Source organism: Micromonospora sp. C81, assembly GCF_018070425.1.
Classification (GTDB): Bacteria; Actinomycetota; Actinomycetes; order Mycobacteriales; family Micromonosporaceae; genus Micromonospora; species Micromonospora zamorensis.
Window position 1 is genome coordinate 269161 of sequence record NZ_JAGPXS010000004.1, and the last position, 21426, is coordinate 290586.

A 21426-nucleotide genomic window follows, 5' to 3' on the forward strand; every position below is an offset into this window, starting at 1 on the left:
GAGCAGGGGGGCGAGCGTGACGGTTCTGGTGGACCCGGCTTCCGGGGTGGGATTTCAGGAGGTCGCGGGGGCTTCCGTCGACGAGGTTGACCAGGCGATCTCGCGGGCGGCCACCGCGTTCGAGGCGTGGCGGAGGGTGGCTCCCGGGGACCGGGCACGCCTGCTGCGGCGGTTCGCCTCCGTGGTCGACGCGCACCTGGACGAGCTGGCCGCGCTGGAGGTCCGCAACTCCGGCCACACCGTCGGCAACGCCCGGTGGGAAGCCGGCAACGTGCGGGACGTCCTGGACTACTACGCCGGGGCGCCCGAGCGGTTGACCGGGCGGCAGATCCCGGTGCCGGGCGGGCTGGACGTCACCTTCCACGAGCCGCTCGGCGTGGTCGGCGTGATCGTCCCCTGGAACTTCCCGATGCCGATCGCGGCCTGGGGGTTCGTCCCGGCCCTCGCCGCCGGCAACACAGTGGTGCTCAAACCCGCCGAGCTGACCCCGCTGACCGCGCTGCGGCTGGCCGAGCTGGCCCGCGAGGCAGGCCTGCCCGACGACGTGTTCATCGTCGTACCGGGCGAGGGCGCGGTGGTGGGGGAGCGGTTCGTCAGCCACCCGGCGGTCCGCAAGATCTGCTTCACCGGCTCCACCGAGGTCGGCACCCGGATCATGGCCGGCTGCGCGGCCCAGGTGAAGCGACTCACCCTGGAGCTGGGCGGCAAGAGCGCGAACATCGTGTTCGCCGACGCCGACCTGGAGCGCGCCGCCGCGACCGCGCCGGGCGCGGTCTTCGACAACGCGGGCCAGGACTGCTGCGCACGGTCGCGGATCCTGGTCCAGCGCCCGGTGTACGACAGGTTCCTGGCACTGCTCGAACCAGCGGTACGCGCGGTGCGGGTGGAGGACCCGTCCCGGGACACCGCCGAGATGGGTCCGCTGATCTCCGCGGCCCAGCGCGACCGGGTCGCCGGCTACCTGACCGGGGCGACTGTCGCCTTCACCGGCTCCTGCCCCGACGGCCCCGGGTTCTGGCACGCCCCCACAGTGCTGCTGGCCGACTCTCCAGCCGACCGGCACTGGCGGGAGGAGATCTTCGGCCCGGTGGTCTCGGTGCTGCCGTTCGACGACGAGGCCGACGCGGTCCGGCTCGCCAACGACACCGAGTACGGGCTCTCCGGCTCGATCTGGACCCGGGACGTGGGTCGGGCCCTGCGCCTGGCCCGCGCCGTCGAGTCGGGAAACCTGAGCGTCAACTCGCACTCCTCGGTGCGCTACTGGACCCCGTTCGGCGGGATGAAGCGTTCCGGGCTCGGCCGTGAGCTGGGCCCGGACGCGCTGCACTCCTTCACCGACGTCAAGAACGTGTTCATCGCGACAGAGGAGTGACGCCAGTGCAGGGTCGATTGCAGGACCGGGTGGCCGTTGTCACCGGAGCGGGCAGCGGCATCGGGTTGGCCACCGTCCGGCGGTTCACCGCCGAGGGGGCCCGGGTGGTCTGCGTGGACATCGACGTGGCGGCCGGCGAGAAGGCCGCCGAGGAGTGCGGCGGCGAGTTCGTCCGCGCCGACGTCGCCGACGAGTCGGCGGTACGCGACCTGTTCGACGGGGTGGTCGACCGGCACGGCCGGGTGGACATCGCGTTCAACAACGCCGGCATCTCGCCGCCCGACGACGACTCCATCCTGGACACCGGCCTCGACGCGTGGGAGCGGGTGCTGCGGGTCAACACCACCAGCGTCTACCTCTGCTGCAAGTACGCGATTCCGCACATGCGCCGCCAGGGCAAGGGGTCGATCATCAACACGGCCTCGTTCGTGGCGCTGATGGGCGCGGCGACGTCGCAGATCGCGTACACCGCGAGCAAGGGCGGCGTGCTGGCGATGACCCGGGAGTTGGGTGTGCAGTTCGCCCGCGAGGGCATCCGGGTCAACGCGCTCTGCCCCGGCCCGGTGGCCACCCCGTTGTTGCTGGAGTTGTTCGCCGCCGACCCGGAGCGGGCCGCCCGTCGGCTGGTGCACGTACCGATGGGCCGCTTCGGGCAACCCGAGGAGATCGCCGCCGCGGTGGCGTTCCTGGCCAGCGACGACGCCTCGTTCATGACCGCCGCGCAGTTCGTGGTCGACGGCGGCATCACGGGCGCCTACGTCACCCCACTGTGAGCGCGAGGAGTGAGCCGGTCTTGCGAGCCCCGCAGTCGCGAACGAGGCCGGCACTGTGAGCGCGAGGAGTGAGCCGGTCTTGCGAGCCCCGCAGTCGCGAACGAGGCCGGCACTGTGAGCGCGAGGAGTGAGCCGGTCTTGCGAGCCCCGCAGTCGCGAACCTTGGCAGCCTTGTGAGCGCGAGGCCGCTGATCGGGATCAGCGCGTACGTCGAACCGGCCGACTGGGCGGTCTGGAGGGGCGTGCCGGCCGTGCTGGTGCCGGCGGCGTACGTGCGGGCGGTGACGGCGGCGGGCGGCCGGGCGGTGGTGCTGCCCCCGGACGACGTGGACGGCGAGGTGGTGGCCGTCCTCGACGGGCTGCTGCTGGCTGGTGGTGCCGACGTGGGTCCGGGGCGGTACGGCCAGCGGCCCGACCCGCGTACCGAGGACCGGCCGGACCGGGACGCCGGTGAGTTGACCCTGCTGACCGCCGCTCTCGCCGCCGAGTTGCCGGTGTTGGGGGTGTGCCGGGGGATGCAACTGCTCGCCGTGGCCTACGGCGGGACACTGCACCAGCATCTGCCCGATGTGGTCGGTCACGAGGCACACCGTCCGGCGCCCGGGGTGTATGGCAGCCATCCGGTGCGGTTCGCGCCGGGCAGTCTGGCCGCGACGGTGTTGGCCGGGGTGGACCGGGTCAACTCGTACCACCATCAGGCGGTCGCCGACCCGGGCCGGTTGTCGGTGACGGGTTGGGCGGAGGACGGCGTGGTCGAGGTGGTGGAGGACCCGGCCCGGCCGTTCGTGCTGGGGGTGCAGTGGCACCCGGAGAACGAGCCGGACCCTCGTCCGATCACCGCACTGGTCGGGGCCTCTGGCCAGCGGGTGTGACGGACATCGCCCCCGCGCGCTCGTGCCGCCGGTGGGAGGATCAGCGTATGGGCAAGGTCTATCCGGAGATCGACGCTCGACTGCGTGACTTCATCGCGGCCCAGGCGGTCTTCTTCGTGGCCACCGCTCCGTCCGGCGCGGAGGGCCACGTCAACGTCTCGCCGAAGGGCATGCGGGGCACGTTCGTGATCCTCGGGGCGCACCGGGTGGCCTACCTCGATTACCACGGCAGCGGGGCAGAGACCATCGCCCACCTGCGGGACAACGGCCGGATCACGCTGATGTTCTGTGCCTTCGACGGGCCGCCGAAGATCGTCCGGTTGCACGGTCGGGGCAGCAGCGTCGCCGTGACCGAGGACGCCTTCGCCGACCGGCTCGCCGAGTTTCCCGCACCGCCGGACGTGCACGCCGTCCGGGCGGTGATCACGGTCGAGGTGGAGCGGGTCAGCGACTCCTGCGGCTACGCGGTGCCATTGATGGACTTCCGCGCCGAACGTGATCTGTTGCTCACCTCACACTCGCGTCGTACGGCCGATGACCTGGTGGTCTACCGGGCCACCAGGAACGCGGCGAGCATCGACGGGCTGCCTGTCTTCTGACGCGTCGGGGCGCCTCTGCGACCGCCGTCCGACGCCGCCTCGGGCCCGCAGTGTCCGGTGCCCGACCGCTCAGGCGTAGGTAAACAGCGTCCGCCGGTCGTGATGCGTTACGTTGCTGGTCCGCTTGGGTACAAGTCGAGGCACGGCGGGTGAAGATCAACGGTCGAGGGGTACGGCCGGAGCGGGAGGCTGCATGAGCTCGGCTCAGGGGGGCGGGGACGTCGGGCATCCCTTCGTGTCCGGCCGCGAGATCCCCCCGATGCTGGCAGCGGCGTTCGCGTCCGGTGGCGAGATGGGCGAGCGGCTGAGCAGCTTCGACTGGTCCACCAGTTCGCTCGGCGAGCCCGGTCGCTGGCCGTTGGCGCTCTCCAACGCGGTCGGCATGATGCTCGCCTCCAGTGCGCAGATCGTCATGTTCTGGGGCGACGAGCAGTCCGCCTTCTACAACGACGCCTACCGGCCGACCATCGGTGCCAAGCACCCGCAGGTGATCGGCCAGCCGGCCCGCCAGCACTGGGCGGAGACCTGGGCGGTGCTCGGCCCGCTGCTCGACGGCGTCCGGAGCACCGGGCGTTCCTACCGCGGAGAGGATCACCCCTTCCTGCTGGACCGGTACGGCTTCGTCGAGCAGACCTACTTCAACGTCTCGTACGACCCGATCCTGGGCGACGACGGCTCGGTCAGTGGCGTCTACTGCATCGTCAACGAGACCACCGGGCGGGTGCTCGGCGAGCGTCGGCTGCGGGCGCTCGCCGAACTGGGTGCCGAGCTGAACGACAGCGGCAGCGCCGCCGAACTCGGCCGGACCGCCGCCACGGTGCTCGGCCGGCACCGGGCGGACCTGCCGTTCGCCCTGATCTACCTGGCCGACGACAGCGGCCAGCTCGCCCTGTCTGGCGCCACCGGCACCGCCCCGCCGGCCGTCGACGTCACGTCTCAGCTGCTCACCCGGGTGATCGCCGATGGCGCGCCCGCCACGGTCGAGGTGACAGAGCTGCTCGATGCACCGCCGGCCGACGCCGCCGGTGAGGCCCTCGTGCTGCCGCTCACGGCGACCAACCAGACGGTCGGCGCGCTGGTCGTCGGCGTGGCCCGCCAGCTGCCGCTCAACGACGACTACCGCGACTTCCTCGACCTGGTCGCCGCCCAGATCTCTCGGGCGGCGGGCATTCAACGGGCGTACGAGCAGGAACGCGCTCGCGCCGCCGAGCTGGCGGCGTTGGATCGGGCGAAGACCAACTTCTTCGCCAACGTCAGCCACGAGTTCCGTACCCCGCTGACCCTCGTGCTCGGCCCGCTGGAGGACATGCTGGCCGACCCGGCGCTGCCCGCCGCCGACACCGAGCGGCTCACCATGATGCACCGCAACGCGCTGCGCCTGCTCAAGCTGGTCAACACCGTGCTGGACTTCTCCCGACTGGAGTCCGGCCGGCTCGCCGCCCGCTATCAGCCCACCGACCTCGCCGGCTACACCGCCCGGCTGGCCAGCACCTTCCGCTCGGCCACCGAGCGGGCCGGACTGCGGCTGGTGGTGGACTGCCCGCCGCTGCCCGCACCGGTCTTCGTCGACCGGGACATGTGGGAGAAGATCGTCCTCAACCTGGTGTCCAACGCCGTCAAGTTCACCTTCGACGGCGAGATCCGGGTGCGGGTCCGGGCCGTGGACGACATGGCCCGGCTGGACGTGACAGACAGCGGCATCGGCATCGTGCCGGAAGAGTTGCCGCACGTCTTCGAGCGGTTCCACCGGGTGCCGGGGGTGCGTGCACGCACCCATGAGGGCACCGGGATCGGTCTGGCACTGGTCCGGGAGCTGGTCGAGATGCACGGCGGTGAGGTCGGGCTGACCAGCGAGGTCGACCGGGGCAGCACCTTCACGGTGACCGTGCCGTTCGGGTCGGCCCACCTGCCCGCGGACCATGTGGCGGCGTTCCGCCCGCTGCCCGCGGGTGAGCCCGAGCAGGCCCGGCTCTATGTGGCGGAGACCGCGCTGTGGACCGGCGTCGAGCCGGCAGCCGAGTTCGACAGCCGACCGACGGCGGCCGCTCCGGCCGGTCGGATCCTGGTCGTCGACGACAATGTGGACCTGCGCGAGCACGTCACCCGGCTGCTCTCGCCCACCTGGGAGGTGGTCACCGCGAGCGACGGGCTGGCCGGCCTGCAGCTGGCCCGCGAGGGCGGGTTCGACCTGGTGCTCACCGACGTGATGATGCCCCGGCTGGACGGGTTCGGGCTGGTGAGCGCGCTGCGCGCGGACCCGCGTACCCGTCATGTGCCGATCGTGCTGCTCTCCGCCCGGGCCGGCTCCGCGGAGGCCGTCGCCGGTCTGTCCGTCGGTGCCGACGACTACCTCACCAAGCCGTTCACCGGCCAGGAGTTGATCGCCCGGGTCCGGGCCAACGTCGAGCTGGGTCAGCTCCGTGGCCAGATCATCCGTCGGCTCCGGGCCCTGGCCGACGCGGCGGTGGATGTCAACACCGCCCGCTCGACCGGCGACGTGCTCCAGGTGGCCGCCGGGCACGCGCTCAGCCTCGCCGAGGCCGCCCGGGTGGTGGTCACCGCGACCGGCGCCCGTGGCGAGGCGGACACCGGCGGCGCCACCGCCACCGACCCGTCCTTCGTGGCCGAGCTGACCGGCACCACCAGCAAGCCCCTCGGCGAGCTGCGGGTCTGGGGGCCGGCCGCTGACGACACGCAGGCCGACGAGGCCGCGTTGACCCAGCTGGCCCGCCTGGTCGGGGTGCGGCTGGAAAACGCCCAGCTCTACGAGGCCGAGCACCGCATCGCCAGCACGTTGCAGCACAGCCTGCTGCCCCGGTCGCTGCCTCGACTGCCGGGAGCGGTCGTGGCCAGCCGTTACCTGCCCGGCAGCGCCGACGTCGAGGTCGGCGGCGACTGGTACGACGCGATCGCCCTCGAAGAGGACGAACTGGTGCTGGTCATCGGCGACGTGGTGGGCAAGGGTGTCCAGGCCGCTGCGGCCATGGGACAACTACGCAACGCGCTGCGGGCGTACCTGTTGGAGGGCTACGACCCGGGGGAGTCGCTGACCCGCCTCAACCGACTGGTCGTGTCCACCGAACGCCGATCCTTCGCCACGGTGGTCTGTCTGCTGTTCAACCCGCGCACCGGCCGTCTGCGATACGCGAGCGCCGGCCACCCATCGCCGCTGCGGATCACGGGAGGCGACGTGACGTTCCTGCACGACCGGGCGCTCGGTCCACCGGTCGGCGCCCTCCCCGGCGCGACGTACGAGGCGGTCGACGGGGAGTTGGCTCCCGGCAGCCGGCTGCTGCTCTACACCGACGGGCTGATCGAGGACCGCCAGATCGACATCGACGCCGCGCTGGCCCAGCTGCGCGTCGACGCGGCGGCCCCCAGCGAGCACATGGCGGACCTGATCGACGCGGTGGTGAAGCGGGTCGCCGGTCGGCCGCGCCGCGACGACGTGGCCGTCCTCGCACTGGAGGCGGTGGAGCTGAACCGTTTCGCGTTGCGACTGCCGGCGGACCCGACCCGGCTGAGTGTGCTGCGTAAGCGTCTGGAGGACTTCCTGGTCGCGCACGCCGTCAACGAGACGGACGTGTTCGACCTGACCGTCGCGGTCTCCGAGGCCGCCGCCAACGCCATCGAGCACCCGATCCACCCCGCCGAGGCCATGATCAGCGTGGAGGTGGCCATCGAGGACCGGACGGTGACGGCCACCGTGCGCGACAGCGGGCAGTGGCGCGAGTCGACCGACTCCGGTTTCCGGGGGCGCGGCCTGTCCCTGATCAGGGCGCTGGGCGACCTCACGGTGCGGCGTACCGATGAGGGCACCGAGGTGACGCTGCGCCGGCAGCTGCGGGACTGACGGTGCGCCCGGCGGCGTCTCTCAGGCCGGGTCGAGCCAGGTCTGCTCACCCAGGCCGGAGATCTCCAGCACCCGGCGGACCTGCCGGGACGGCAGGACGGTGAGCGCGCCCGGAAACTGCTGGGCGAGCCGGACCAGAGCATGGATGGCGGCCGAGTCGAAGAAGGTGACAGCGCTCAGGTCCAGGGTGATCTGCCCGGCGGGTTCGCGCAGCGCGGTCTGGAGCATGGTGTCGGCAGTGGCCATGTCGACCTCACCAGCCACCACCACGTGGAGGTGGTCACCATCGATCTCCGCGCTGGCGGAGAAGACTGGCGGTGCTCCACCTTGATCCACGCTGACACCATGGCACAGCCGACCAGGCTGGGCAACAACCACTCCCGGGCGGCCGTGGCGCGGGTCACCAGCCGCCCCGGCGATAGGCTTGTCGCATGACCGTTCGCCCGCCGCTGACACCAGGCACGCTCTCCCCGCTGCGACCGGTGCCATCCCAGATCACCCGACCGGAGTACGTGGGCAAGAAGCGCCCGCAGGAGTGGCGCGGCTCGCACGTGCAGACGCCGGAGACCATCGAGAAGATGCGAATCGCCAGCCGGCTCGCCGCCCAGGCGACCCAGCTCGCGGGCGAGCACTGCAAGCCGGGCGTGACCACCGACGAGATCGACAAGGTGGTGCACGAGTTCCTCTGCGACCACGGCGCGTACCCGTCGACGCTGGGTTACAAGGGCTTCCCGAAGTCCTGCTGCACCAGCCTCAACGAGGTCATCTGCCACGGCATCCCCGACTCCACAGTCCTGCAGGACGGCGACATCATCAACGTCGACGTGACCGCGTACATCGGTGGGGTGCACGGCGACACCGACGCCACCTTCTGCGTCGGTGAGGTCAGCGAGGAAGCCCGACTGCTGGTCGAGCGCACCCACGAAGCGATGATGCGCGGCATCCGCGCCGTCGCCCCGGGCCGCCAGATCAACGTGGTGGGCCGGGTCATCGAGTCGTACGCCAAGCGGTTCGGCTACGGCGTCGTCCGCGACTTCACCGGCCACGGCATCGGCGAGTCCTTCCACAGCGGGCTCTACGTTCCGCACTACGACAGCCCGCGCCCCACGGACATCATGGAACCGGGAATGACGTTCACCATCGAGCCGATGATCACGCTCGGCACCTACCAGTACGACATGTGGGACGACGGGTGGACCGTGGTCACCAAGGACCGCAGGTGGACGGCCCAGTTCGAGCACACCATCGTGGTGACCGACAGCGGTCACGAGATCCTGACCCTGCCGTGAGCGCGAGGAACGCAGCGAAGCGAAGTCCCGCAGTCGCGAACGAAGGGCAGGCGCCGTGACCGACGCCCCGGCAGCCCTGCGCGAGGCGCACCACGCGGACGTCTCCGGCGGTTGGTTGCGCCCTGCCGTCTTCGGCGCGATGGACGGCCTGGTCACCAACATCGCCCTGATCGCCGGCGTCGGCGGCGGCGGGGTTTCGTCGCACAGCATCGTGCTCACCGGCTCCGCCGGCCTGGTCGCCGGTGCGATCTCGATGGGCCTCGGCGAGTACACCAGCGTGCGCTCCGCCAACGAGCAGGTCGCTGCCGAGGTCGCCAAGGAGCGGCGGGAGCTGGAACGGCACCCCGAGGCCGAGGCCCGGGAGCTCGCCGACGCGTGGGTGGCCCGCGGCCTTCCCCGTGATCTCGCCACCCAGGTCGCCGAAGCCGTGCGGCGCGACCCGGAGGAGGCGCTGCGGGTGCACGTCCGCGAGGAGCTGGGCGTCGACCCCGACGACCAGCCCAGCCCGTGGGCCGCGGCGATCTCGTCGTTCCTGTTCTTCTCGTTGGGCGCACTGGTCCCGCTACTGACCTACCTGTTCGGCGCCACCGAGCTGTGGCTCGCACTGGCCGTCGGCGGGCTCGGGCTGTTCGTCGCGGGCGCGGTGGTGGCCCGCTTCACCAACAGGCCCTGGTGGACCAGCGGCCTGCGCCAACTGCTGCTGGGTGCCGCCGCAGCCGGCGCCACCTACCTCATCGGCTCGCTGATCGGCGTGCAGGGCGGGCTGTGACACCGGTCAACCGGTGAGCAGCTCGTCGATGGTGCCGTCCACCCCACGACCACGGGCGGCCAGCTCCTCGGCCTGCCGGGCCAGCACCACACCCACCTCGGTCATGTCCGCGCCGGCCAACCCGGTGCGTCGAACCGCGTCCCCGGGATCACGGAAGTAGGTGCGACTCAGCAGACCGGTCACCGTGGCCGCCGCCAACCGGGCCTCACCCAGCATCAGCAGGGCCTGGTCGGTCTCGTACCACTCGGCCAGGCGGGCCGCCCGGGCGTGCGCCGCGCTGCCCCTGTACCAGGCCTGCCGCGCCGCGGTGCTGAACTCCGCCGGCCGGGCCCTCGCCAACCGGCCGAGGTGCTCGTCGCGCAGCGTCCGCAACCAGCCCGTCGGGTCGTGCAACGCCTGCGTGGTGACGTACCGGTCGGCGGTCAACGGCCACAGTGGGGAGAGCACCCGGGCCTGCGCCAGGTAGTCCTCGGCAGCGGCCACGGTCAGGTCGACCAGCACCCCGTCCACCCGCCGGGTCGCGGGCGGTGGACCCGCGCCGGACCGGTAGGTGACCACCAGCATCCCCGCCTCGCGATCACCACCGCCGTCGTCGTCGCCGTGCGCCAGGGGCCCGTGCACCGCGACCGCGAGCACGTCCGCCGGAAACCGCCGTCGGACCGCCTCGGCGACCCGCTCCGCGACCGTCCACCGTCGATCATCGAGGTCCCGGCCGCCAGCCGGCTCACTCCTCGCGCTCACGGGGTCGCCTCTGTTCGCGACTGCGGGGCTCGCAAGCCCGGCTCACTCCTCGCGCTCACGGGACCACCTCGCCTCGGCTACCGAGCGTCAGCCTAGCCAGCCGGCGGCGGGCCGGCCGGTGCGCCGCGCCCGGTCGGCACCAGCCGGAAGATGCGGATCTCCCGGCCGCCGGCCCGCTGCACGTAGCTGCGGTACGCGGGCCACTCGGTGACCAGCAGTTGCCACAGCCTGTCGCGTTCGGCTCCGGACGCCAGGTCGGCCCGCACCGGGACCCGCAGGCCCTTCACGTCCACCTCGGCGGTCGGACTGGCGAGCAGGTTCATCGCCCAGCCGGGCTGCTGCGTCTGCCCCCAGTTGGAACCGATCACCACGTACGCGTCGCCGTCGGGCACGTAGAGCAGCGGGTTGCTGCGTGGCTTTCCGGAGCGGCGGCCGGTCGTGGTGATGACCAGGGAGGGGATCAGGCCGAGTGCCACCACCCGGCCCCGGGTGAGCCGACCGACCACCCGGTCGGCGGGCACCAGCAGGCGTGCGGCGGCACCGAACCAGCGATGATGACCGACTCGACGGGTGAGAGTTCCCAGCACTGACACGCGAATCAGTCTGCCCGCTGCGGGGCTCCGGCGGCACCCCCCGTACGCGCCCGGATCGCCGACCGGCCGGCCACTGGGCGGCGGTCAGTCCATCTGCCGCTCGATCGGCAGCCGGGCGCGGGTGAACAGCCCGGCCCCGAGCATCGCCACCACCGGCACCAGCACCAGGACCCCGAGCGCCGGCCACGGCACCAGGATCGGGTACGGGTCGGCGAACGGCCAGTCGTCCGCGTACTGCCGGTTGACCGAGAACAGCACGATCGCGGCGGTGCCGAGCCCGGCCACGATGCCGAGCACCGAACCGAGCCCAGCGATGACCCCGGCCTGGCAGATCGCCAGCAGCCGGCGTAACGCGGGTGCCGCGCCGACGGCCGCGAGGGTGGTCATCTCGGCGCGCCCCTCGGCAGCGGCGAGCGCGGTGGCGATCCCCGCCGCCCCCACCGTGATCACACCGGCCGCCGCCGCGAGGAGCAGCAGCAGCGGTGACACGTCGCGGGGTGCACCGCCGTACTCCACGCTCAGCGAGACCGTCCCGGAGGACCGCAGGGCGGCGGTGAAGCGCTTCCGATGGTCCTCGTCGGGCGGAGTGGTGGTGCCGATCACCCAGCCGGCCGGGGACCAGCTCAGGCCGAGTTGTCTGGCCGCGGTCCCGGACAGCAGCAGGCGGGGCGGGCCGACCGCCCGGGGCAGCGCGTACCCCGGGAGGTCGCGGACACCGGTCGGCGGGTCCGGTCCGGCCTCCACCTCGTTGACGCGTACGGTCACCAGGCCGTCGTGCAGGTAGCGCGGGTCGGTCACCACCACGCCACCGGCGCGCAGCACCGCCGCGGCGGCGGCGGTCGTCGCCGGGTCCGCGCCGGTGAGCAGTGGCAGAGCGGTCCCGTCGTCCACCCCGGTCTGCACGTACCCGCCGAAGTAGTCCATTTCACGGATGCGACAGCGGGGGTCGGCGCGGGCCTGCCGGCGGTCGGACTCGGGAAGGCCGACCCGGGGCTGCCAGGGGCAGGCCTGTTCCACCGGGAGCACGGGCGTGACCTCGCAGTAGCCGGTGCTCGCCGGCCCGCAGCCCAGGCTGTGCAGCGGGGCGACAGCGCCGGTGCCCAACTGTTCCCGGGCCGCGGCGGCGACCTGGGTCAGCGTGGGCTGCCGGGTCGACTCGATCGGGTCGACCCGCACGTGGCCGACCGGCAGCGCCGCCTGGTAGGCGCGCGCGTCGCGCTCACCGTCACTGGCGAGGTACGCGCCGAGAGCGACGCTGCTGGCGACGGCGGCCATCACTGCACAGATGGCCGGCGCCGCGGCGGCCCGGTTGCGGCTCGCGTCGCGCAACGCGATCCGCGGGGCCAGTGGCAACACCCGACCGAGGCGGGCGAGCGCCCCGATCAGCGTGGGCGTGCAGCAGACCAGGCCCAGTTCGCCGAGGATCAGGCCGGTGAGGATCACCGCCGGTGAGGTCCGGGCGGCCCCGAACGCCGCCAGCCCGGCCCCGCCGGCCACCAGTCCCAGGCCGAGGGCCAGCCAGCGGGCCTGGGACACCGGTGGGGTACGCCGACCGGTCAGGCCGGCGCTGACGTCCTGCCGGGCGGCCGACCAGGCCGGTGCCAGCGCGGCGAGCACCCCGGCCAGGACCGCGACCCCACCGAGCAGCACCAGCGCCGCGGGCCAGCAGCGGTACCCGCCGAAGCGCGCGCCGAACACGTACTGCTCCACCAGGGGACGAGCGGCGAACGCCGCGAGGACACCGACGAGCAGGCCGGCGGCGGCGCCCAGCACACCCAGCACCACTCCGTCGGCCAGCACGACCCGGCGGAGCTGGGCGGCGTCCCCGCCGGCCACCGCGACCAGCGCCAGATCCCGCCGACGGCGACGGACGCCGACGGCGAACGCCGGCCCGACCAGGAGTACGACCTCCAGCAGCCCGAGGCCGGCGATCAGCACGCCGGTGCTGAGGTCGTTGGTGTCGCCCAGGTTGATCGAGCCGAGCCACGACCGGTCCGGTTGGGTCGGGGGACGTGGGGTGACCACCACCCCCCGGTCGTTGAGCCGGGACACCAGGGCGGCGTCGACGGCTCCGGGTATGTCCGCCAGCCACACGCTGTCCGTCTCGGGACCGGTCGGCGGCGCGGCTCCCGGGTGCAACGCCACCAACGGGCCGAGATCGTCGGGGAACTCGACCACCCCGACCACGGTGTACGCCCTGCTTCCGTCGGCCACGGCGACGGCACGGCCGAGGTGGAGGTCCAGGCGACGCAGCGCCGCCGGGCTGACCGCGACCTCGCCGGGCTGCTGCGGCGCCCGGCCGGCCCGGAACTGCACCAGCGCGCGGGCCAACGGGTCGTCGAGGTCCAGCGCCCGCCCGGTCACCTCCTCGTCGCGGTGTGGGCCACGCAGCGTCAGGGTGATGTACGTGCGTATCTCGGTGACCCGGCTTCCGGGCCCGAGCAGCGCGGTCAACTGGGCCGCGGTCGCCTTTGCGGGGGGCAGGTACGTGTCGTCCCGCGTGAACCAGCCCTCACCCCGATCGTCCTGTCCCACCGGGTTGTCGGCGATCCAGCGCAGCTCCGCGTCGGCCACGCCGAGCCGGCGGTCGACGCGTTCCTGCGGAGTCAGCTCGGCCATGTCGTAGCTCGCCGCCAGGAAGGCCAGCGCCGCCACCGGCAGGGCGATCATCGCGAGCACCAGGGCGGTCCGTCGTCGGGCCCGACGGGACTCCCGCCGGGCGATGCGCAGCGCCGCCCGCCAGGAGCCGGTCAGCTCGGCGATCCGCCGCCGGCCGACGAGAGCGGGTGGCTCGACCGGCTCCGCCGTGGGGGCGTCCACCCGGCCAGGGGCCTGCCTGGTCCGGCGGATGGTCACCGGTCGCTGCCGGACAGCAGTTGCTCCACGCTGCCCAACGGTGCCGTGGTGTCGACCAGCACACCGTCGCGGAGGAACACCACCCGGTCGGCCCAGCCGGCATGTCGCGCCTCGTGGGTGACCAGCACCCCGGCGGCGCCCGCGTCGATCCGGCGGCGCAGCAGGTGGAGGACCGCCTCACCGGTCTGCGAGTCCAGTGCCCCGGTGGGCTCGTCGGCGAGCACCAGTCGGCGTTCTCCCACCAGGGCACGGGCGATGGCCACCCGCTGCTGCTGGCCGCCGGAGAGCTGGTCGGGGAAGCGGTCACCCAGTGCGGGCAGACCCACCTCGGTGAGCGCCGCCATGGCCAGCGCCCGGGCCCGGCGTCCGCTGGTGCCGTCGAGTTCCAGCGGGAGCGCCACGTTCTCCAGTGCGCTCAGGCTGCCGAGCAGGTTGAGCTGCTGGAAGATGTAACCGATCCGGCGGCGACGCAGTTGGGCGAGCCCGCGCCGGTCCAGTGCCCCCAGCGGTTGCCCCTCGACCCGGACCTCGCCGCCGGTCGGGCGGTCCAGCCCTCCGGCGAGGGCCAGCAACGTCGACTTGCCGGAGCCGGACGGCCCCATCACGGCGACCAGCTCACCGGGCCGGACGGCCAGGCTGACGCCGCGCAGCGCGTGCACCGCCGCCGGTCCGGCGCCGTGGGTGCGGTGGACGGCGCGGAGTTCCAGCACCGCGTCGTCCGATCCGCTCACCGTCGCGCCTCCTCGCCGGCCCATCTGGCAGCGGCACGTGCCTCGGCGTCACCCGGTCGGGGAGGTGCGGGTGCCTGATCACTGGGCTGGTGCCGGACCAGGCTCGTCTCGCAGTGGTCCAGCCAGCGCACCTCGGCCTCGGCCTGGAACACCATCGAGTCCAGCACGAGGCGCCAGGGGAGGTCCTCCGGTCGGTTGCTGCCGTACTTCAACCGGGTCAACTCCTGCAGGGCCCGCATGGTCGCGCTGCGCTGGGCCTGCACCACGGAGCGGACGTCGACACCGGGGGTGGTCAGCGCCAACGCCAGCTTGATCGCCAGCTCGTCGCGGGGCCGGTCGGTTCGGCTGACCGGGGTCGCGAACCACAACGCCAGGTCCGCCCGGCCGGCGTCGGTGATCTCGTACGGGCGCTGCCCAGCCTCGCTCTCCGGCAGCGGGCGCACCAGACCGTCGCGCTCCAGCCGGGACAGCGTGGTGTAGACCTGCCCGATGTTCAGCGGCCAGGTCGAGCCGGTCGACTCCTCGAACGCGGCGCGCAGCTGGTAGCCGTACATCTGGCCGCGTTCGAGCAGGGCGAGCAACCCGTGACGGATGGACATGGCAACGGAGTATGCATACCTGGTATGCGCACCGCAACCGGAGTGGACCCGCTCAGGCCGGACGTCCGGGAAACGGGACAGTCAGCGGGGTCGACCCGGCCGTCTTACGCCACCGGGTGGCGCGCACGGCGTACTCGACCAGGGCCGCCAACGCCTGGTCCCGGTCGGCGCCGGTGGTGGACGCCAGAGCCGCCCGCCAGTGCGCTGCCGTGCGTTCCTCGACCTCGGCGGCGAGCCGCAGGGCGCTCGCCCGGTCGGTGACCGGGAACGGCAGCGCGTACCCGGCGCGGTCCGGAGGCACGACGCCGCCGGCGGTGGTGAGCTGCACCACGAGGGTGTCGCGTCGGCGTCGATGCGCGGCCTCCGCCTGGTGCGCCGCCTCCCGGGCGGCGCCGGTGAGCCGGACGCCGATCCGCCCGTAGGCGTAGATGGCCGCGTACTCGGCGGACAGGGCGGAGGCGAGGGCCTCGCCGGAGGACGGCTGCCTCACTTCAGTGCCTCCTGGTGGGTGGCTCGGGCGGCGACGATCGACCCGAGCAGCGCGGCCCGTTCCGCTGGCGCTGCGGCGCAGGCCTGGGTGGCGGACTGCTGGGCGGTCTTCTCCAGGGCGCGCAGTGCGGCGAGCGCTCCGGCCGGCTCGGCCGCCGGGGCGGTGGTGGGGGCGGTGGCCGCCGCCGACGGCAGGGCGACACCGATCACCCGGGCCAGTTCGGTGGCGTGTGCGGTGTGCGCCTCGGCGATCGGACCGAGCCGGTCGGCCAGGTCGGGATGAGCGGTGGCCGCACTCCGGTATGCCTCGGCCAGCGCCAGTGACTCGTCCACCATCGGGCGCAGCGGGTCCGGTGGTGGCGCCGGCTGGTCGTCACGGTCGAAAAGATCACAGCCGGTCAGCGGCGCAGCGACGCCGCCGAGCACCAGCAGCGCCCCGCCGCGCAGCAACTTTCGCCGGGAATGTCCGGATGCCTGGTCGCGCTGTGTCGTTCTGCCGATCCCCACCGGGCAAGTCAACACCATCGGCGTCGGTCCAGGGGCGACCGGCGTCGGTGCGCCGCCCGGTCCGCTGCCGGGCAGGCGCGTTACGCTCTGCGCAGCCACCGGCGTGTCCGCTCCGGTGGCGTGCCGGCATGGCGGGACGGCCGATCACCGTCGACCAGGGAAAGGGTGCGGAGATGACGCAGCGTGGCCGTGCCACCAGGCCGACAGGTCGACCCCGTGATGCCGCGGGTCCCCGCGGTGGTGATCTCGCCGGGCGACGTGCCCGACTACGAGCTGTGATCGAGCCGGTCGTCAACGACGCCGGCTACGACCTGGAGGACCTGACGGTCTCCCGGGCCGGTCGCCGGCACGTGGTGCGGGTGATGGTGGACGCCGACGGCGGGATCGACCTGGACGCCGTCGCGGACGTCTCCCGGGCGGTCTCGGCCGCGCTGGACGCCGCAGAGGAAGCCGGCGGCGACATCGTCGCCGGGGAATACCAGCTGGAGGTCAGCTCGCCGGGCGTCGACCGGCCACTGACCCTGCCCCGGCACTGGCGGCGCAACGTGAGCCGGCTGGTCAAGGTCACCGTCCGGGGCGCGGCCGCGCTGCCCGAACAGCGCGGCGAGCAGCCCACCGGCGACCGCCAGCTGACCGGTCGGGTGATCGCGGCCGACGACGAGGGCGTGCAGCTGGAGACCGAGGACGGCCGCACCTCCTGGGCGTACGCCCAGCTGGGCCCGGGCCGCGTGCAGGTCGAGTTCACCCGGCTCGCCGAACTCGGTGAGCCGGACGAGGAGTTCGACGACGCGGACGATTCAGACGAGATCGACGATTCAGACGACATCGACGACGAAGATGATGTGGAGGACGAGGAGAGGTGAACATCGACCTCGCGGCGCTGCGCGCACTCGAGCGCGAGCGGGAGATCCCGTTCGACACGATTCTCGCGGCGATCGAGACCGCGTTGCTGACCGCCTACCGGCACACCGACGGCGCCGAGTCGCACGCCCGGGTGGAGATCGACCGTAAGTCCGGCGCCGCCCTGGTGTACGCGCAGGAGATGGACGCCGACGGCAGCCTGGTGCGGGAGTGGGACGACACCCCGCACGACTTCGGCCGCATCGCGGCCATGACCGCCAAGCAGGTGATCCTCCAGCGTCTGCGGGAGGCCACCGACGAGGTGCACTTCGGCGAGTACGTGGGCCGCGAGGGTGACCTGGTCACCGGCGTGGTGCAGGCGCACGAGACGCGCACCGAGAAGGGCATCGTCAGCGTCGACCTGGGCAAGCTGGAGGGTGTGCTGCCGCAGTCCGAGCAGGTGCCCGGTGAGCGGTACGCCCACGGTGAACGGGTCCGCTGCGTCGTGGTGCACGTGGCCAAGGGCATGCGCGGGCCGCAGATCACCCTGTCCCGGTCGCACCCGGCGCTGGTCAAGAAGCTGTTCGCGCTGGAGGTGCCGGAGATCGCCGACGGCACTGTGGAGATCGGCGCGATCGCCCGTGAGGCAGGTCACCGTACGAAGATCGCCGTACGCTCCACCACCCCCGGTGTGAATCCCAAGGGCGCCTGCATCGGCCCGATGGGCCAGCGGGTGCGCGCCGTGATGAGCGAACTGCACGGCGAAAAGATCGACATCATCGACTGGTCGGACGACCCGGCCACCTTCGTCGGCAACGCGTTGTCACCTGCCAAGGCGTTGCGGGTCGAGGTGGTCGACCTGGCCAACCGGGCCGCCCGGGTGACCGTCCCCGACTTCCAGCTCTCGCTCGCCATCGGTCGGGAGGGGCAGAATGCCCGACTCGCTGCCCGCTTGACCGGTTGGCGGATCGACATTCGCTCGGATGCGGAGCAGACCGCCCCGGCCGCGCGAGGGTCGGCTGATCACGTGCGGGAGCCGGGCGGAGCGATCTCGGGCAGCTAGGGGTAGACTTCCTCCAGTGGTACGACGCGCGCTGCCGGAGCGCACCTGTGTGGGTTGCCGGCAACGTGCGCCGGCCAGCGAATTGCTGCGGATAGTCGCGGTCAGGGACGAGGCTGGTTACAGTCTCCGGCCTGATCCGCTTCGCAGGCTGCCGGGTCGGGGAGCGAACATGCACCCGGATCCGGCCTGCTTCGCGCTGGCGGTGCGGCGCCGCGCCTTCGGGCGTGCGTTGCGCATCACCGAGGTCCTTGACCACGGTGTGCTGGCGGAGCACGTCGATGCGCCAACCACTACGTCCGGTCAGCCCGACCGGGCGAGGGTCGCTAGCAGGGTAGGACGACCGACATGAGCACACGATGAAGTCCCTGAAATGACCAGGCTTCAAGTGCACGAGTGAGGTCGCTGCGGGTGCTGCCCGCACGACCTCGGAGTGAGGAGTGCAGTGGCAGGCAAGGCCCGCGTACACGAGCTTGCAAAAGAGCTCGGGGTCGAGAGTAAGACCGTTCTCGCCAAGCTGAAGGAAATGGGCGAGTTCGTGAAGTCCGCGTCGAGCACCGTCGAGGCGCCCGTCGCCCGGCGACTGCGTAACGCATTCGTCGCGTCCGCCGGTGCTCCGGCACCGGCCGCCGCCCCGTCGGCGCCCGCGTCGACGCCGGCTTCGACCCCGACCCCGACCCCGACGACGGCCCCGACCCCGGGCGCGCCCCGGGTTTCGGCCAAGCCGATGCCGCCCCGGCGGCCGACCGCGCCGGCTCCCGGCCCGAAGCCGAAGGGTCCGGTGCCTGGTGCACCGCAGCCCGCGGCTCCGGTCGCCAAGCCGGCGAGTGCCCACGACATCGAGGTGGCGGCCGCGGAGGCGCGTGCCGCCGCGCTGAAGGCTGAGCAGGAGGCCGCGGTCAAGGCCGCGCAGGCCGCCCGCCAGCAGCAGCGGGACAACCCCGTACGCCGGGAGCCCCCGGCAGACGGCGGCAACCGCCCCGGCCCTCGGCCGGGTCCCGCTGCAATGCCCCCTCGTCCCGGTTCACCGGCAGCTCGTCCGAGCACGCCGGCTCCGGGTCCGGGTGCCCGACCTGGTGGTCGCCCGCCGGCGCGTGGCGCCGGTAACAACCCGTTCGGCATCCAGGGTGGCCAGCAGCAGCGGCCCCCGGCCGCGGGTGCGGGTGGCCCCCGTCCCAACAGCCCGGCGGGCATGCCGCCGCGGCCGAGCCCGAACTCGATGCCGCCGCGGCCCAGCCCGGCGTCCATGCCGAGTCAGCGTCCGGCTGCCGGTCGCCCTGGTCCCGGTGGCGCTGGTCGCCCCGGTGGCGGTGGCGCTGGTCGTCCCGGTGGCGGTGGCGGCGGCGGTGGCTTCCGTGGCGGTCCCGGCGGTGGCGCCGGTGGCGGTGGCGGTTACCGAGGCGGCCCTGGTGGCGGCGCGGGTGCCGGCGGTGGCGGTGGCTACCGTGGCGGTCCCGGCGGCGGTGGCGGTGCTCCCGGTGGCGGTTTCCGTCCGGGTGCTCCGTCCGGTGGTGGCGGTCGCCCGGGTGCGGGTGGTCGTGGCCGTGGCGGCGGCGCTGCGGGTGCCTTCGGGCGTCCGGGTGGCCGGCCGACGCGCGGTCGCAAGTCCAAGAAGCAGCGCAGACAGGAGTTCGACAACCTGTCGGCTCCGACCATGAGCTCGGGTGCTCCCCGGGGTCAGGGTCAGATCGTCAGGCTCTCCCGTGGCGCCTCGCTGTCCGACTTCGCGGACAAGATCAACGCCAACCCGGGTTCGCTGGTCCAGGAGATGTTCAACCTGGGCGAGATGGTCACCGCGACCCAGTCCTGTTCTGACGACACCCTGCACCTGCTGGGTGAGCACCTGGGCTTCGACATCCAGATCGTCAGCCCGGAGGACGAGGACCGCGAGCTGCTCGCGCAGTTCAACATCGACCTCGACGCGGAGGTGGCCGAGGAGCGTCTGGTCAGCCGTGCGCCGGTGGTGACCGTCATGGGTCACGTCGACCACGGTAAGACCAAGCTGCTCGACGCGATCCGCAAGGCGAACGTCGTAGCCGGTGAGGCGGGTGGCATCACCCAGCACATCGGTGCGTACCAGGTCCACGTCCCGCACGAGGGCGAGGACCGGGCGGTCACCTTCATCGACACCCCGGGTCACGAGGCGTTCACCGCCATGCGTGCTCGTGGTGCCCAGGTCACGGACATCGTGATCCTGGTCGTCGCGGCCGACGACGGTGTGATGCCGCAGACGATCGAGGCGTTGAACCACGCCAAGGCGGCCGACGTGCCGATCGTGGTCGCGGTCAACAAGGTCGACAAGCCGGACGCCAACCCGGACAAGGTCCGCCAGCAGCTGACCGAGTACGGCCTGGTCGCCGAGGAATACGGCGGCGAGACCATGTTCGTCAACGTGGCAGCCAAGCCGGGCATCGGCATCGAGGAGCTGCTCGAGGCTGTCCTGCTGACCGCCGACGCGTCGCTGGAGCTGACCGCTCCGATCGACGGGCCGGCCCAGGGTGTGGCCATCGAGGCGCACCTGGACAAGGGCCGCGGTGCGGTGGCGACGGTGCTGGTGCAGAAGGGCACCCTGCGGGCAGGCGACTCGATCGTCGCCGGTGGGGCGCACGGCCGGGTTCGGGCCATGCTCGACGAGAACGGCAACCAGCTCACCGAGGCTGGGCCCGCGCGTCCGGTCATGGTGCTGGGTCTGACCGCGCCTCCCGGCGCGGGCGACACGTTCCTCGCCGCGGCGGACGACCGCACGGTGCGGCAGATCGCTGAGCAGCGGCAGGCACGGCGGCGGGCGGCGTCCTTCGCCAACTCCCGTGGTCGGGCCACCCTTGAGACGCTCATGGAGCAGCTCAAGGAGGGCGAGAAGACCTCGCTCAACCTCATCCTCAAGGGCGATGTCTCCGGTTCGGTGGAGGCTCTCGAGGACGCGCTGTTCAACCTGGACATCCCCGAGGAAGTCCAGCTCAAGGTCCTCGACCGTGGCGTGGGCGCGATCACCGAGAGCAACGTGATGCTCGCGAGTGCCTCGTCCGAGCCGGTCACGATCATCGGCTTCAACGTGCGGGCCTCCAACAAGGTCCGTGAGATGGCCGACCGCGAGGGCGTGGAGATCCGGTACTACACCGTCATCTACCAGGCCATCGAGGAGATCGAGGCAGCGCTCAAGGGCCTGCTCAAGCCGGAGTACGAGGAGGTCGAGCTGGGCAGCGCGGAGATCCGCGACGTCTTCCGCTCGTCCAAGATCGGCAACATCTCCGGTTGCATCGTCCGGTCGGGTGTCCTTCGGCGCAACGCCAAGGCGCGCCTGCTGCGAGACGGGGCGGTCGTGGCGGACAACCTCACGATCAGCTCGTTGAAGCGGTTCAAGGACGACGCCACCGAGGTTCGCGAGGGCTTCGAGTGTGGTCTGACCCTGGGTGGTTACAACAACGTCCAGGTCGGCGACGTCATCGAGACCTTCGAGATGCGGGAAAAGGTTCGCGCCTGATC

General features: G+C 72.5%; 19 protein-coding genes. 11 read left to right on the plus strand and 8 right to left on the minus strand.

The window, feature by feature from the left end; genetic code table 11:
* Nucleotides 1-16: 16 nt before the first annotated feature.
* From KBX46_RS10005 to KBX46_RS10025, 5 genes are all read left to right on the plus strand, one after another.
* Entirely contained in the window at nucleotides 17-1372 is a 1356-nt protein-coding gene (locus KBX46_RS10005; RefSeq protein ID WP_210792191.1) for an aldehyde dehydrogenase, read from the plus strand.
* 5 nt (nucleotides 1373-1377) lie between these two features.
* Nucleotides 1378-2145 (plus strand): 3-oxoacyl-ACP reductase, encoded by a 768-nt coding sequence (locus KBX46_RS10010; RefSeq protein WP_210792192.1) that lies wholly within the window; start codon nucleotides 1378-1380, stop codon nucleotides 2143-2145.
* Between the two features lie 173 nt (nucleotides 2146-2318).
* Entirely contained in the window at nucleotides 2319-3017 is a 699-nt protein-coding gene (locus KBX46_RS10015) for a gamma-glutamyl-gamma-aminobutyrate hydrolase family protein (protein ID WP_308159440.1), read from the plus strand.
* Between the two features lie 47 nt (nucleotides 3018-3064).
* Entirely contained in the window at nucleotides 3065-3616 is a 552-nt protein-coding gene (locus tag KBX46_RS10020) for a pyridoxamine 5'-phosphate oxidase family protein (RefSeq protein WP_088946691.1), read from the plus strand.
* Nucleotides 3617-3809: 193 nt separating this feature from the next.
* Nucleotides 3810-7469, plus strand: a complete 3660-nt coding sequence (locus tag KBX46_RS10025) for a SpoIIE family protein phosphatase (RefSeq protein ID WP_210792193.1) — start codon at nucleotides 3810-3812, stop codon at nucleotides 7467-7469.
* A 21-nt stretch (nucleotides 7470-7490) separates the two neighbouring features.
* On the opposite strand, the gene KBX46_RS10030 is transcribed toward KBX46_RS10025, so the two are convergent.
* Nucleotides 7491-7805 carry an STAS domain-containing protein gene (locus tag KBX46_RS10030; RefSeq protein WP_179782588.1) on the minus strand — a complete coding sequence of 105 codons (315 nt, stop codon included), beginning with the start codon at nucleotides 7803-7805 and terminating at the stop codon, nucleotides 7491-7493.
* Between the two features lie 95 nt (nucleotides 7806-7900).
* On the opposite strand from KBX46_RS10030, the gene map reads away from it, so the two are divergent.
* Complete coding sequence (gene map, locus KBX46_RS10035; protein ID WP_088946694.1) at nucleotides 7901-8758, plus strand: type I methionyl aminopeptidase; 858 nt, start codon at nucleotides 7901-7903, stop codon at nucleotides 8756-8758.
* 55 nt (nucleotides 8759-8813) lie between these two features.
* Nucleotides 8814-9527 (plus strand): VIT1/CCC1 transporter family protein, encoded by a 714-nt coding sequence (locus KBX46_RS10040; RefSeq protein WP_088946695.1) that lies wholly within the window; start codon nucleotides 8814-8816, stop codon nucleotides 9525-9527.
* 6 nt (nucleotides 9528-9533) lie between these two features.
* Here KBX46_RS10040 and KBX46_RS10045 read toward each other — a convergent pair whose 3' ends face one another.
* The 7 genes from KBX46_RS10045 to KBX46_RS10075 form a co-directional block, all read right to left on the minus strand.
* Nucleotides 9534-10268, minus strand: coding sequence for a nucleotidyltransferase domain-containing protein (locus KBX46_RS10045; RefSeq protein ID WP_210792194.1), 735 nt, complete (start codon nucleotides 10266-10268; stop codon nucleotides 9534-9536).
* Nucleotides 10269-10360: 92 nt separating this feature from the next.
* On the minus strand, nucleotides 10361-10861 hold the full coding sequence (locus tag KBX46_RS10050; protein ID WP_088946697.1) for a nitroreductase family deazaflavin-dependent oxidoreductase: 501 nt from the start codon (nucleotides 10859-10861) through the stop codon (nucleotides 10361-10363).
* Between the two features lie 84 nt (nucleotides 10862-10945).
* Complete coding sequence (locus KBX46_RS10055; RefSeq protein WP_210792195.1) at nucleotides 10946-13717, minus strand: FtsX-like permease family protein; 2772 nt, start codon at nucleotides 13715-13717, stop codon at nucleotides 10946-10948.
* Entirely contained in the window at nucleotides 13714-14448 is a 735-nt protein-coding gene (locus KBX46_RS10060) for an ABC transporter ATP-binding protein (protein WP_231927249.1), read from the minus strand. Before KBX46_RS10060 ends, KBX46_RS10055 begins: the two co-directional genes overlap by 4 nt.
* Nucleotides 14445-15047 (minus strand): PadR family transcriptional regulator, encoded by a 603-nt coding sequence (locus KBX46_RS10065; protein ID WP_210792196.1) that lies wholly within the window; start codon nucleotides 15045-15047, stop codon nucleotides 14445-14447. Before KBX46_RS10065 ends, KBX46_RS10060 begins: the two co-directional genes overlap by 4 nt.
* A gap of 52 nt (nucleotides 15048-15099) precedes the next feature.
* Entirely contained in the window at nucleotides 15100-15537 is a 438-nt protein-coding gene (locus tag KBX46_RS10070; protein WP_088946701.1) for a ferritin-like domain-containing protein, read from the minus strand.
* Entirely contained in the window at nucleotides 15534-15986 is a 453-nt protein-coding gene (locus KBX46_RS10075; protein ID WP_210792384.1) for a hypothetical protein, read from the minus strand. The genes KBX46_RS10070 and KBX46_RS10075 overlap by 4 nt, the downstream gene beginning before the upstream one ends.
* A gap of 230 nt (nucleotides 15987-16216) precedes the next feature.
* Here KBX46_RS10075 and rimP point away from each other — a divergent pair, with 230 nt between their 5' ends.
* From rimP to infB, 4 genes are all read left to right on the plus strand, one after another.
* Nucleotides 16217-16906 (plus strand): ribosome maturation factor RimP, encoded by a 690-nt coding sequence (gene rimP / locus KBX46_RS10080; RefSeq protein ID WP_088951521.1) that lies wholly within the window; start codon nucleotides 16217-16219, stop codon nucleotides 16904-16906.
* Nucleotides 16903-17946, plus strand: coding sequence for a transcription termination factor NusA (gene nusA / locus KBX46_RS10085; RefSeq protein WP_210792197.1), 1044 nt, complete (start codon nucleotides 16903-16905; stop codon nucleotides 17944-17946). Before rimP ends, nusA begins: the two co-directional genes overlap by 4 nt.
* A 16-nt stretch (nucleotides 17947-17962) precedes the next feature.
* Nucleotides 17963-18295: a YlxR family protein gene (locus KBX46_RS10090; protein WP_088946704.1), complete on the plus strand. Its 333-nt coding sequence runs from the start codon at nucleotides 17963-17965 to the stop codon at nucleotides 18293-18295.
* A gap of 93 nt (nucleotides 18296-18388) precedes the next feature.
* A complete protein-coding gene (infB, locus tag KBX46_RS10095) occupies nucleotides 18389-21424 on the plus strand; it encodes a translation initiation factor IF-2 (protein ID WP_210792198.1) in 3036 nt (1011 codons plus the stop codon).
* Nucleotides 21425-21426: the final 2 nt, after the last annotated feature.

Bases quoted from the DNA above. Each gene is read 5' to 3' on its own strand.
- map (WP_088946694.1), top strand. From the start codon at position 7,901: ATGACCGTTCGCCCGCCGCTGACACCAGGCACGCTCTCCCCGCTGCGA.
- KBX46_RS10065 (WP_210792196.1), bottom strand. From the start codon at position 15,047: ATGTCCATCCGTCACGGGTTGCTCGCCCTGCTCGAACGCGGCCAGATG.
- rimP (WP_088951521.1), top strand. From the start codon at position 16,217: ATGACGCAGCGTGGCCGTGCCACCAGGCCGACAGGTCGACCCCGTGAT.
- KBX46_RS10020 (WP_088946691.1), top strand. From the start codon at position 3,065: ATGGGCAAGGTCTATCCGGAGATCGACGCTCGACTGCGTGACTTCATC.
- KBX46_RS10025 (WP_210792193.1), top strand. From the start codon at position 3,810: ATGAGCTCGGCTCAGGGGGGCGGGGACGTCGGGCATCCCTTCGTGTCC.